Below are 12,976 nucleotides of genomic sequence, written 5' to 3' on the forward strand. Positions count from 1 at the left end.
ATGGACACGGGTTGCAGCTTGTCGCCTTAGCCGATGTCTTCTTCGGAAAAGTCGCTGCTACTCTGCAGTATCGTCTCAGATAGCAACTTCGCTGCTCGGCCCAAGGGCTCACGGAAGCTTTGAAGCTCTTCAAAGGTGACGCGGGCAACTGGAACGGACACACCAAGACAAGCAATCAAAGTTCCCCCCGGGGCGAGAATTGGAACAGCGCATCCAACCACACCTTTGACGAACTCTTCGTTGGTCCGAGCCCACCCCTCCCTGCGAGTTTCCTCTAGAACAGCGAGAAGGGAATCAGGATCGGTTATCGTCCTGTCGGTATGCTGCTCCATCTTCAGACACCGAACCAGCTTTTCACGCGGCTTCATAGGAAGCATGCTCATGTAAATTTTGCCCGTGGACGTACAATAGAGGGGCGCACTATGCCCAGGATCAAATTGTAGCCCTTGGGGGGGCTTAACTCGTACGCTGTCGACATAGACCACAGCATTGTTCCGCACGATACCAATCTCGCATTGCTCGCCGATTTCTGCTGAGACATTCTGAAGAACTGCGTGGCGTCGTGCCGTTCGAAAGGCTGAGCCAATCGTCTTACCGGCAAGCACGACTAGGTTATTGCCGACAACGAATCGTTTTGTGCCCGCCGCGCGCTGGAGCAGTCCGCGGGACTCGAGGTTGCTGATCAATCTGTGGGCTGTTGGCAAGGGCAGGTCGAGATTCTTGGCAATGTCCGCCGCAGTAACCGCTTTGAGTTGAGTGGCCACAAAATCAAGGATTGCAAAAGCGCGATCCAATGGACCATCCGAATTGACGTTTAAACTCATTAATGACTCGTGTTGGGGTGAGAGGGTCCAAAATATGAGAAGAGAATTCCCGAAATTTGATTATAGCAGCGATCCTCAGATTTGAGAATGTCTGACAGGAACCTGAAACGCATCCGCTATCGAGCCGTCAATCCCGCCTGATGCGCGAATTTCGCCGCAGGTGGGTAGATTGCCGATTGTCTTGGCGATCAGTTCAGTTGAATTGAATAGTAGATGCCTCTGTTGGGGAACTGGATCGTACTACGGCGTACGCTTTGCCCTTTTAAAGCCACAGGCCAGCGGGTTTTGCTCGACGCCAACGCTCGTTTTTTTGCCCGCCACCCGGTCGCCCGCGAGAACGCCTTGAGCGCAAAACGCCCTTTCGGCTTGTGCCGGTGAAAGCCGGTTAGAGACTTTGCACTCCATCAATCCCTTTCCATTGACCTACGGGGCGCGGACGGCGCAACCCTCAATGCTGTGTTTTACATGCTGGCCGCAACGCATGCGCTCGCCATAACGTGCTGGTGCGCTCTTCGCTACGGCATCTTGACCTGCGAGTTAGAAGCACAACCAGAGTGCGCCTTCGAACAGGCGAGATTGCATAACTTATCATTTTTTGGAATAAAAAAGCCCGATAAAAGATATATTGGTGGACCGACGGTTCTTTTTACATATGCTTTTAGTCACTGCTGCTCGCAGGCGAACACTGTGCGGCGCAAAAAAACAGGGTGTGCCGAATACGCCTGTATGTCGGGACGGGAAGGACGTGGCTCACCCCGCGGCGAGCCGAATCGGAGAGATAGATGATGCAGCATTACGACGTTGAGGCGGTGAGGAAGCTATTTCCTATCGTCGAGAAAATGACCTACCTCGACTCCGGCTTCCAGACGCCGATGTCAACGCCCGTCAAGCAGGCCTTTGAAGCATTCATAAAGGAAAGCTACGAGACAGCTGGTCCGAAATCCGTGTGGATTGACCGCATGGAGGAAACTCGGGGCAAGGTCGCGGCTTTATTGAACGCGGCCACCGAAGAAATCGCATTCACGAAAAATACGTCCGAAGCGATGAACATTGCCGCGAACGCTCTTCCGCTGAAGGCGGGCGACAATGTTCTCATGATCCACGGCGACCATCCCAACAACACCTACGCATTTCTGAACCTGAAGAAGAAGGGCGTCCAGGTCCGCTTCATTCCCATGACGGAAATCGTCAATGCCGATAGCTTCCGCCCGCACCTCGACGCCAATACCAAAGCAATCTCGATATCGCATGTGGCCTTCCACGCAGGCCATCGCTTCGATATCGAAAGCGTAGGCGCGCTATGCAAGGAAAAGAACCTCTACTTTGTCCTTGATATCATGCAGGCGGTCGGCGTCGTGCCAATCGATGCAAAGAAAGTCGGCGCCACCTTTATCGGCTCCGGTACGCACAAGGGACTCCTGGTCCCCCAAGGCTTGGGCCTGCTCTATTGGGATCGCACCCGCACGGAATTGGAGCCAGCGTATCTGGCGGCTATCAGCCTTGAAAATCCGCCTGCGGACTTCATCGCCCGCCCTGACGACATGGCACCGGCTGCCACGGCTGGCCGCTTCGAACTTGGCAACTTCAACCTGCCGGCAATTCATGGGCTCGGCGCGGCTCTCGATCTGATCAACGAAATCGGCATCGACAAGATTGAGGCCCATTGCTTTGATTTGGGCGATAGGCTCATAGCGGGGCTTGATGCGCTCAACATCAAGCTGGTTGGCCCCCGCGACCGCTCCAACCGTGCACCGCATATCTACGTGGCCGCGCTGCCAGCCGATGAATGGATCGACTATTTCGCCTCCAAGGATGTGCGCGTCTCGCCCGAGCGCGATGGCGTTCGCATCTCGCTTGCCATGTTCAACACTGGTTCCGATATCGATCGCGTCCTGGATGTCATCAAGGAACGCGGCAATACGACTGGCCGCTCCTCAAAGGCCGCCTGATTCCTTGCGGGCCACGCGGCAATCGTTGCACGGCTCCGACAATGATAGGACGTGAACCAGGGCCACAGTCATGATCGTAACCAGCCGTATTCCTAATCCGCATGCAATTCTGTCCGCAACAGCATGATTGCCCTTTGCGTCGCCGCCTCATCTGCCGGTCCGATGCTTAACCACATGAACATCTTCTTTCAGCGCCGGACCGCAACCGAGCCTGCAAACTCCTTAAGGCCGATCGCCCACTGAACGACCAGCGCTTTGTAAAAGTGCCGGTTTCCGCAAATCACGCGAGGTATTTATCGTGACGAACGCTCCACAAATCGAGCGAATTGAGAAAGACCCGCTTGGCCCTGTGAGCATCCCGGTCGATGCCTATTACGGTCCTCAGACGGCGCGGGGTATCGCCAACTTCCCAATTTCGGGAATAAGGATCAGCCATTTTCCGAACTTCATCAAGGCGCTTGCCTGCGTGAAAATGGCAGCGGCACGCGCCAACGCCGCGCTCGGCGATCTCGACGAACAAAAAGCCCATGTCATCTGCCAAGTTTGCGAGGAGATCGCGGCGGGCAGGCACCTTGGCGAATTCCCGCTCGATGTGTTTCAAGGCGGCGCCGGCACCTCGACCAACATGAACATCAACGAGGTTATCGCTAACCGCGGCTTGGAAATCATGGGCCAGCCACGGGGGAAATACGACAAGCTACACCCCAACAACGACGTGAACTTCGCTCAGTCGACAAACGACGTTTATCCGACGGCGATCCGCCTCGCGATCCTACTTTCACGCGGGGCGTTGCAGCGAGCTTTGGAGCAGCTCGCGGACGAGTTGGAGGCCAAGGCCGAAAATTTTTCGGACGTGATCAAGCTTGGCCGAACGCAGTTGCAGGACGCTGTGCCGATGACGCTGGGCCAGGAGTTTCTGGCTTTCGCGACGACGCTGCGGGAAGATGTCGCCCGTATAGGTGAGATTGCCGCCTTCTTCCATGAAATCAACCTCGGCGGTACGGCTATTGGCACGGGCATCAATACGAACCCCGACTATCAGGCGGCAGCTGTCGCGGAGTTGCGCGCGATATCCGGCCTGCCCGTCGTCTCCGCCGGAAATCTGATCGAAGCCTGCTGGGATACCGGCGCCTTCGTGCTCTTCTCGGGAATGCTAAAGCGGACGGCCACGAAACTCTCGAAGATCTGCAACGATCTGCGGCTGCTGTCCAGCGGCCCTCGTGGCGGCCTGAACGAAATCAATTTGCCAGCACTTCAGCCCGGCTCCTCGATTATGCCGGGAAAGGTCAATCCAGTGGTGCCGGAGGTGGTCAACCAGGTTGCCTTTCAGATCATTGGTTACGATCTCACGATCACTCTTGCCTCCGAAGCAGGGCAGCTGCAGTTGAACGTGATGGAGCCGGTTATCGCGTACAACATACTGCACTCGCTGGAGCTTCTGACCAATGCCGTCGACGTGCTGCGCACGAAATGCGTCGTGGGTATTACTGCCAATGCAGAGACTTGCCGCAAACATCTTGAAGCGAGTACCGCGGTCGCAACAGCACTGACGCCGACGATCGGCTACGAGCGGGCAGCGGAGCTTGCGAAGGACGTCTTGGCCTCCGGCAAAACCATCCGCGAAGTCTTGGCCGAACAGCCGGACCTTTCGGAGGATCTAATTGCGCAAACCGCCGATCCACACCTTTTTATCCGTCCAACGCGATCACGATTGGCATCGTGACATCGGGCTGAAGATCTACCTGTTTGCGCGGCAGTGAAGCAGCCGCCCAACTCACATCAAGAAGGAGCCAACTTGAAAAGCATAGCTGCGGTCGCCTGGGAGGCAAATAAACCCCTATCCATCGAAACCGTTGAAATAGGCGGCCCGAAGGCCGGCGAAGTGCTGGTAGAGGTCATGGCGACAGGCGTCTGCCACACCGATGCCTACACCCTTTCGGGTCTCGATTCCGAGGGCAAGTTCCCGGCGATCCTCGGTCATGAGGGTGCGGGCATCGTTCGTGAAGCGGGTTCTGGCGTCACGGCCCTGAGGCCGGGCGATCACGTCATTCCTCTCTACACTCCGGAATGCCGCCAGTGCAAAACTTGCCTCTCGCAGCGTTCCAACCTCTGCACGTCAATCCGGGCCACGCAAGGGCTTGGGGTTATGCCCGATAAAACGACACGCTTTTCCTGCGATAGTGGCGAGATCTTCCACTACATGGGATGCTCGACCTTCTCCAACTTCACCGTCCTGCCGGAAATCGCACTTGCCAAGGTTCGCGAAGACGCGCCTTTCGACAAGATTTGCTACATCGGCTGCGGCGTCACAACGGGGATCGGCGCGGTGATCTACACCGCAAAGGTTCGCCCTGGTTCGAACGTTGTTGTCTTCGGTCTCGGCGGGATTGGCCTCAACGTCATTCAGGGCGCGCGCATGGTCGGCGCTGACAAGATCATCGGAGTCGATATTAACCCTGCCAAGGCCGAAATGGCACGCAAGTTCGGCCTGACCGATTTCATTAATCCCAAAGAAATCGGCAACGAAAAGGTTGTCCAGGCTATCCAGGACCTGACCGACGGCGGCGCGGATTATTCTTTCGACGCAACTGGCAACGTCAACGTGATGCGCCAGGCACTCGAATGCTGCCATCGCGGATGGGGAGAATCCATCATCATCGGCGTGGCGGAAGCCGGCAAGGAAATCTCCACCCGTCCGTTCCAACTTGTTACCGGTCGCGTCTGGAAAGGTACGGCCTTCGGCGGCGCCCGTGGGCGTACGGATGTACCGAGGATCGTGGACTGGTACATGGAAGGCAAGATCAACATCGATGACCTGATCACGCACAAGATGCCGCTTGATGAGATCAACACGGCATTCGATCTGATGCACGAAGGCAAGTCGATCCGTTCGGTGATCGTCTATTGATCACTGATAAGAACCCGTATGTCGCGGGAAAACCCAGGAGGAAACCATGAGCGTACGACTTCTTCATCCTTTGATCCAGAACGGGCTTCACACGGGTGACGGCAACCATGCAGGCGGCATTCTTGCCTGCAAATGCACCGACCGACCTGTTAAGATGAAGGTCTCGACCGGGATCGCCCACAACCATGCTTGCGGCTGCACAAAGTGCTGGAAGCCAGATGGCGCGGCGTTCTCCGTCGTGGCCGTGGCACCGAGCGAAAGCGTTTCGGTCGTCGAAAACGGCGACAAGCTCACTGTCGTCGATTCTTCTGCCCTCATCCAGCGCCACGCATGCAAGGAATGCGGCACGCATATGCACGGCCCGGTGGAACGCGACCATGCTTTCAAGGGCTTGTCCTTCATCCACCCAGAACTGTTCGACAACGGCAATTGGCCTGAGCCTGGCTTTGCCGCTTTCGTGTCTTCGGTGATCGAAGGCGGTGTCGATCCCTTGGAGATGGGCGGCATCCGCAACAAGTTGAAGGAAGTCGGCCTCGAGCCTTATGATTGCCTTTCGCCGGCGCTCATGGACTACCTCGCTACATGGACCGCAAAGAATAACGGCGTTCTGCGCAGATAAGCACCGACGGCAGCCACTTTTGCCAGACCAGTTCACTGGACCCTGCAATCGCTCAGGCGGCCGACACCACCGTCCCAAGTGCCTCCTTCCGGTAACCAGTGGAACTCTTGAGATGCTGCACAAACCTGGACCTACGGCAGCCTTGATCTAGGCGAGTTTAACCTCTCCCTCGACGAGAGCCGTCGCACCGCCGTCCTCATGGTCGATGTTGCGGGCCCATGGGCCCGCAACATCGACCGTTGCACAAGGAGCTATCAAAAACATGCATGAAAGACTAAATGTCGTCCCCTTCGTCAGCGTCGATCATATGATGAAGCTGGTGCTGGCGACCGGAGTGGAACGCTTCCTCATCGAGCTTGCCGCCTACATCGAAGACGATTTCCAGCGCTGGGAGTGCTTCGACAAGACGCCGCGTGTTGCCTCTCATAGCGCTGACGGTGTTATCGAGTTGATGCCGACCAGCGATGGTGAGACCTATGGCTTCAAATACGTCAATGGCCATCCGAAGAACACGCGATCGGGTCGCCAGACGGTGACCGCGTTTGGTGTGCTCGCTGACGTTGGCAACGGCTATCCGATGCTGTTGACCGAAATGACGATCCTTACGGCACTCAGGACTGCGGCCATGTCTGCCGTCGCCGCAAAATATCTTGCACCCAAAGGCGCGCGCACCATGGCCATGATTGGCAATGGCGCCCAGTCGGAGTTTCAGGCGATCGCCTTCAAGGCGATCCTCGGCGTCGACAAACTTCGCCTCTACGACCTTGATCCGTCCGCCACGGCCCGCTGCCAGAGGAATCTCGCTGGAATGGGCTTCGACATCGAGAGTTGCTCTTCCTCGCAGGAAGCTGTGGAAGGGGCCGAGATCGTCACTACCGTCACGGCCGACAAACAAAATGCGACGATCCTGAGCGACAACATGGTTGGTGCCGGCATTCACATCAACGCAGTTGGCGGAGACTGCCCTGGGAAGACGGAGCTCCACCGCGACATTCTGCTGCGCTCCGACATCTTCGTGGAATATCCGCCCCAGACCCGCGTAGAAGGGGAGATCCAGCAACTCAAACCGGACCACCCCGTTATCGAGCTCTGGCAGGTCATCGTGGGCAAGGCGGCCGGTCGCTCCGATGAACGCCAGATCACGCTGTTCGATTCCGTCGGCTTCGCAATCGAAGACTTCTCCGCGCTTCGATATGTCCGCGATCGTCTTGAAGAAACCGGCCTTTACGAGGAACTCGATCTGCTCGCCGATCCCGACGAGCCGCGCGATCTCTTCGGGATGATCCTGCGCGCCGCGAACGCGGCTCCTGTATCGGTCAAGGCTGGAGTACTGTCATAACCAGACTGTCTCGTGCAAGGCCCAAGTCTGTGGAGATAAGTAGGCCGCATATCTGATCGCTAGCGGCTAAGCTGAGTGGAAGTTCATAATACAAACTATGCGAGAGTTGTTTGTTGCGCCTGACGCGCTGTAGTTAATTAGCCATTTTGGTACAGCTGAACTGCCGGCCGCTTCGAATTCGGCAACTTCAACCTGTCGGCGATTCAAGGGATCAGCGCGGCTCTTGATCTGATCGAAGTCGGCATCGAGAAGATCTAGACTCTTTGCTTCGGTCTGGGCGACAGGCTTAGAGTCCGTTTTGAAAATCACGGATGCGCGTTTCGGCGGATGAGATTGCCGCCCATTGCGACAAGGATCATGGCGTGAGAGACGTCGATGCGCTGCTCGTAGTCGCGCACGAGGCGGCGCCATCGGGTCATCCGGCCGAAGGTCCGCTCGACGAACGTCTGTACAATGTTGCGTGGAACTGGTCATTTTGCTTGGTGATTTTGGGCGGGCTGGGCCATCGAGCGGGGGAACCCGGAAGATGATCTCGATGTGCGCGTCGTCGATTTCGACCCGGCGAACCACGGAGCGGATGATCTGGCGCATGCCGGTTCGATCAAGGGCGGCGAGCCCTGCTGTCACCTTGGCGGCGAAGTCTTCCAGACGGCTGATGAGGAGTGAGAGGTCGCGTTCGTTCTCGGCCACTTCGACCGCCGCCCGGTGCCGCTCCTGAAGCTGGGAGAGGCGTAGTTTCAGGCCAGCGATACGCGGTTCGAATTCCGCCTTGTCGATGACGCCCTCCGCATAGCTGTCGATCAGCCGGCCGATGCCGCGACGCAAGGTGGTCATCTGTCGTTCGAGGCGGACGATCTCATCCGGCTCGCGGATTTCGTCGCGGGCTTGGAGGAGGCGGCGGCGGTATTCGTCGGCCACGCGACGTGGATCCTCCAGGAGCCCTTTCACCTTATCCCACACCGCTTCTTCCAGGTGATCGCCGCGCACCGCCGGGTTGTCGCATACGGAGTGGCCGCTGAAGCGGTAGCCATCCGCACCGATACAGCGATAATAGCGCAGCGTGTTCGTCGGGTCGTACTTGCGGGAACGAGGCGCACGCTTGCCATAATAGGCGTAGCCGCAACGCCGGCAGACCGTGAGGCCCTGCAGCAGCCAGTCCGCGCCGGGAGTGCGTTGGCGCTTGCGCTTCCGGTTCTCCTCAAGCTGTGCACGGGCCGCCTCGAACACGGTGCGATCAACGAGTGGGGGAACGGGGATATCGATCCACTCTTCAGGCGGAACGGGAACGCGGCAAGTGGCGCGCGGCGAGGGCTGCGGATGGCCGCGGATCGGCCGCAGCCGCGGTTGTGGTGGCAAATAGCGGGCGCGCCCGAAAGCGGCGCGTCCGACATAGGCGGGATTGGCAAGCATGCCGCGGATCGTGGAGGCGTGCCAATGCATGACTCCTGCCCGCGTCTGGCAGCCGATCTGCTTGAGCCGCCGGCACACCTCCCGCAGGCTCATGCGATCGAGGCCGACCCATGCGAAGATCAGACGAACAATGTGCGCCTCCGCCTCCACCACCTCGAAGCGTGCCACGCCGCCACCTTGGCCCCGGCTCACATAGCGGTAGCCGAAGGGCGCACCAGTCAGAGCGCTGATGGAGCCGGAACGGGCCGCATGACGACGACCGCGACGGCTCCGCTCGAGGATCTTGGCGCGCTCATATTCGGCGATCACGCCCTGAACCTGGAGCAGCAGATCATCCTCGGCCGTGCCACCAATGGGGCGGTTCAGGAAGACGATCTCCACACCGGCACGACGGAACTCGTCGATCAGCAGCGCCTGATGGGCGTAGCGGCGGGCGAGCCGATCGGGAGCATGGACGTAGAGACGCTCGACGTGGCCACTGGCAACCGCATCCCTCAGCCGCTCCAGCGCGGGGCGAAGCAGGATCGAACCACTGTAGCCGTCATCCAGATAGCTGTGACCTGGCTCAAGCATGAAGCCATCGGCGGCAATGCGTTCCTGCAACGCAATGACCTGACTGGCAATCGTGTTGTCGCGCGTCTGGGCCTCGCTGGATACCCGTGCATAGAGCACGCATCGCGTCTCAGTCATTGCTCACCTCCCGATCTCGCCATCACTTCCTTCACCTTCGATGAGCGGTCCGGCCGCTGGCTCGTGCGCCGTATCGTCGGCACAAGACGGGAATAGGCCTCGAGCAGATGTTGGGGGCCGGTTCTTGTCGCTTCGAACGACACGTGCACGCGCAGCACAGGGCGATCCATGCGTCGGACCATGTGCGCCTCCATCGGCCAGCTCGCAGCTGGGCCGTCGATGGCGCATTAAATCCTGTGGTGGCTCTGATTCGCCCGCGACAAATCGACTCGCATTCCGACCACAACGAGCCTCAACAAGCTGCCGCTTACGGCTTGGACGCTCGATGCGCACCGACAACTCAAAGGCAAACTTGGCAACATTGTACAGCGGTTCACGACCCAGCGGCGGGGCAAGACTTCGAAGCCCTTCTGGTCGTCGGATCGACGGATGATCTCGACCACGAAGTCGAGATAGGTGGCTTTGTCCATGAGCTTCAGCCGGTCATAGGCGCCGTCGGCGAACAGATGCTTGACCCAAGGCCAGCGCTTGCGGATACCATCCAGGATCGCCTGAGCACCGGCACTGTCGGAGATATCGGCGGTGGTGAGGTTGACCATCAACAGCCGTCCATCCGTATCGACGGCAATGTGTCGCTTGCGGCCGACGATCTTCTTGCCGGCGTAACCGGGGCAGATTACCGGGCAGTCAGGCTTGAGCGGCTTGCCTAACGAGATCCGGGAGCGGCGGAATCGACTCTTGTGTTGGTATGGCGAGGCGGTCGCCGAGATAGCGGAAGAATGAGACGTCGAGCTTGATGCAGGTCTTCATCAGGCCGAGCAGGACGTCGCGGGCGTTCTTGCCTGCCTCGCTGACGGTTCCGCCGGAGATCTTGCGCTTGGTGACGAAGGTGCGGATGTCGTTTTCCGAACCATTGGTGTGGAGTGGGATCTCGGGACGATCGAGAACGCGCAGGAGTTCATGCTTGCGGCGATGCAGCCTGGCAAGAAGCCGGTCGAGCATGACGTAGCCGGTTCGTCGTCGTTTGAACAGGCGCTCGAAGCGGGCGCGCAGGGCCGCCGCGTGGCGCGGACAAGGAGCACGCTGGTAGCTCTTGAGGTCGCGATAGAACCACCAGATCAACTGGCGCATGATGTCGACGGCCTGACGTTGATCCGGGGTCACGGGTATCAATTTATGGACGAGCCGCTCGGCGTGGACCCAGCACAGAGCATGGTCGCCGATGCGGAACTGGCCGGCATCATCGGACACGACCACGGTATCGCCAAGAAAGCCGTGGTCGCGGATCGCTCCCCACATCGCCCCTTCGGTGGCGATCCTGACTGGGTTGGGCTCAACCGCGAGCTGGTCGAGGCCGAGTGCGGCCAGATGCGCCTGCCATGCGGCGCTGTCGGCAAATGCCTTGTGCGGCGCAGCCGCCAGCCGCGCGATCACCGGACCGGCGAGGTTGCGGCCGCGCATATAGGCCAGGGCCTCTTCATTGATGAAGTAATCGCTGTGCCCGGCACGCAGCGTCGCCAGGAACGCCTCCCGTGACTTCGATCGCCCGGTGCGGAACGCGGTGAAGCGGCGGTCGCCGATCTGGGTGGTGTAGCCGTCCTGGTGGGCGTGGCGCGCCGACGTATCATCGACGGTGATCCAGGGCGCCGTAGCCAGCCCGGCGCGCAGCACGTCACGGTCCTCCGCCGCGAAGGCCTCCAGGCCCTCCGAAATCAGCCGCACCACCTGGCGCTTCGAAATGTCGACCCCGATCCCGGTCAACAACGCCGTCAACCGCTCCGTCGTCACCTGGCCTTGAATGTGACAGGCCAGAATGAAGCGGCGCAGGTTCGCGCCCCAGCCGCCGATGATCCCCGCCGGCAAGGGCGCCACCATCGTTTCGCCGGTCGGTGTCACCCAGCGCTCGCGGCGATAGCGCACCACCTCGGCCGACAACGCCAGATCGCGCACCAGGATCGTCTCATACCCCTTGAAGCGAGAGCCCGCAGGAGCGCTCACCGCAACCGTCACCTCGCGGCTCACGCGACCGCCGTCGCGCTTGGCGCCGCGCCGGCGGCGCTTGCCCTTGCCAGATGTCGGCTGCGTCGCCTTCTCCATGCCCGATGGCTTGGTCGGCTTGACCGGGGGACGCGGCGGCAGGTCCTTCAGCCGGGCGATCTCATCCTTCAGGGTCTGGTTCTCGGCGCGTAGCGCCTGGTTCTCGATCTCAAGGCTCTCGACCCGGCCTTGAAGACCGCGCACTTCGCCGATCAGCGCAGAAACCAGCCCGCGGAGTTCCGCGAGCGACAAGCCTTCAAGCGAATCAGTCGGTGGTAACATCACGCAAAGGGTGAATCACGAACGCACGCGCCTGCAAACCCCCACCGCCCGGTAATCTGCCCCGGTTACCTTGCCGGCGTCGTAACCCCTTGTTTCAGCTTGCGGAGCCTTGACCGACTGGCTGTCGATCACGCCAGCCGTGGGACTGGCCTCGCGCCCAGCTCGCTCGCGATCCAGCATCAGCGCCACGTCGTGGATGGTCTGAAACAGAAAGCGCCTCGCCAATTCGCGGAACCAGCCGTAGACCGTCTGCCAGGGTCCGAAATGGATCGGCAGCATCCGCCAACCGCAACCGGAGCGGACCAGGTAGCGCACCGCGTTGACCACCTCCCGGAAATCAACCTCGCGCGGACGCCCGCGACGCCTAGGCTTGGGCATCAGCGGTGCGAACTGCTCCCACTCCTCGTCCGTCAAATCAGACGGGTAGCGCTTGGTCTTCTTGGCAATCTGGGCCATCCGGCCACGGCTCTGCTCTGTCCACATCCACAGCTTGAATCATAACCCAGCCCCAGACGGAACCCATAGCAAGCCGATTTTCAAAACGGTCTCTTAGCGGGGCTTGATGCGCTCGACATCAAGCTTGTTGGTCCCCGCGACCGCTCTAATCGCGCACCGTATATCTACGTTGCCGCGCTTCCCAGCCGATGAATGGATCAACTACGTCGCCTCCAAAAGGATGTACGTGGCGCGCCCGAGTGCGATGGCATTCGCATCTCGCTTGGCATGTTCAACACCGTCACTCCCCCTCTGGCGCCCGATTCCGACTCCGCATCAAGGGTGCTGGGGAACAATCGCCGCAGAGACCGCCTTTTTCGCAACACGCCACGTGTTTCTCAATTATCGGAACAACTCATACAAAAAGATTAAGAATAGTTTAGACAAACCTACACCCTGTGTGCGAACTTTCCTTCGGTTCAG

At 59.4% G+C, this 12,976-nt stretch carries 8 protein-coding genes and 4 pseudogenes; 5 read left to right on the forward strand and 7 right to left on the reverse strand.

What is annotated here, in order from left to right; genetic code table 11:
- Positions 1 to 26 precede the first annotated feature (26 nt).
- Positions 27 to 824, reverse strand: a complete 798-nt coding sequence (locus DBIPINDM_RS22805; protein ID WP_258581344.1) for an IclR family transcriptional regulator — start codon at positions 822 to 824, stop codon at positions 27 to 29.
- A 782-nt stretch (positions 825 to 1,606) separates the two neighbouring features.
- Here DBIPINDM_RS22805 and DBIPINDM_RS22810 point away from each other — a divergent pair.
- The 5 genes from DBIPINDM_RS22810 to DBIPINDM_RS22830 all read left to right on the forward strand — a co-directional run bounded on the left by DBIPINDM_RS22810 (position 1,607) and on the right by DBIPINDM_RS22830 (position 7,639).
- The gene (locus tag DBIPINDM_RS22810) at positions 1,607 to 2,773 is read left to right on the forward strand and encodes an aminotransferase class V-fold PLP-dependent enzyme (RefSeq protein WP_258581346.1); all 1,167 of its coding nucleotides are present in this window, start codon (positions 1,607 to 1,609) and stop codon (positions 2,771 to 2,773) included.
- A gap of 298 nt (positions 2,774 to 3,071) precedes the next feature.
- Positions 3,072 to 4,496 (forward strand): aspartate ammonia-lyase, encoded by a 1,425-nt coding sequence (locus tag DBIPINDM_RS22815; RefSeq protein WP_258581347.1) that lies wholly within the window; start codon positions 3,072 to 3,074, stop codon positions 4,494 to 4,496.
- Between the two features lie 72 nt (positions 4,497 to 4,568).
- The gene (locus tag DBIPINDM_RS22820) at positions 4,569 to 5,681 is read left to right on the forward strand and encodes an S-(hydroxymethyl)glutathione dehydrogenase/class III alcohol dehydrogenase (RefSeq protein ID WP_258581348.1); all 1,113 of its coding nucleotides are present in this window, start codon (positions 4,569 to 4,571) and stop codon (positions 5,679 to 5,681) included.
- A 46-nt stretch (positions 5,682 to 5,727) separates the two neighbouring features.
- The gene (gene gfa / locus DBIPINDM_RS22825; RefSeq protein WP_258581349.1) at positions 5,728 to 6,300 is read left to right on the forward strand and encodes an S-(hydroxymethyl)glutathione synthase; all 573 of its coding nucleotides are present in this window, start codon (positions 5,728 to 5,730) and stop codon (positions 6,298 to 6,300) included.
- Positions 6,301 to 6,562: 262 nt separating this feature from the next.
- Positions 6,563 to 7,639 carry an ornithine cyclodeaminase gene (locus DBIPINDM_RS22830; protein WP_258581350.1) on the forward strand — a complete coding sequence of 359 codons (1,077 nt, stop codon included), beginning with the start codon at positions 6,563 to 6,565 and terminating at the stop codon, positions 7,637 to 7,639.
- A gap of 305 nt (positions 7,640 to 7,944) precedes the next feature.
- Here the strand turns inward: DBIPINDM_RS22830 and DBIPINDM_RS22835 are convergent.
- From DBIPINDM_RS22835 to DBIPINDM_RS22860, 6 genes and pseudogenes are all read right to left on the reverse strand, one after another.
- Positions 7,945 to 8,079 (reverse strand): annotated as a pseudogene (locus DBIPINDM_RS22835) (IS5/IS1182 family transposase); the annotation flags it as partial.
- A gap of 562 nt (positions 8,080 to 8,641) precedes the next feature.
- Positions 8,642 to 9,739 (reverse strand): annotated as a pseudogene (locus DBIPINDM_RS22840) (recombinase family protein); the annotation flags it as partial.
- The gene (locus DBIPINDM_RS22845) at positions 9,736 to 9,921 is read right to left on the reverse strand and encodes a hypothetical protein (RefSeq protein ID WP_258581351.1); all 186 of its coding nucleotides are present in this window, start codon (positions 9,919 to 9,921) and stop codon (positions 9,736 to 9,738) included. The pseudogene DBIPINDM_RS22840 and the gene DBIPINDM_RS22845, both read right to left, overlap by 4 nt.
- Before the next feature lie 186 nt (positions 9,922 to 10,107).
- Positions 10,108 to 10,407, reverse strand: a pseudogene (locus DBIPINDM_RS22850) (transposase); the annotation flags it as partial.
- A 19-nt stretch (positions 10,408 to 10,426) separates the two neighbouring features.
- On the reverse strand, positions 10,427 to 12,028 hold the full coding sequence (locus DBIPINDM_RS22855) for an IS66 family transposase (protein WP_318036892.1): 1,602 nt from the start codon (positions 12,026 to 12,028) through the stop codon (positions 10,427 to 10,429).
- A gap of 99 nt (positions 12,029 to 12,127) precedes the next feature.
- A pseudogene (locus tag DBIPINDM_RS22860) lies at positions 12,128 to 12,541 on the reverse strand (IS5 family transposase); the annotation flags it as partial.
- Positions 12,542 to 12,976: the final 435 nt, after the last annotated feature.

The sequence above is a fragment of the Mesorhizobium sp. AR02 genome (genome assembly GCF_024746835.1).
GTDB lineage: Bacteria > Pseudomonadota > Alphaproteobacteria > Rhizobiales > Rhizobiaceae > Mesorhizobium.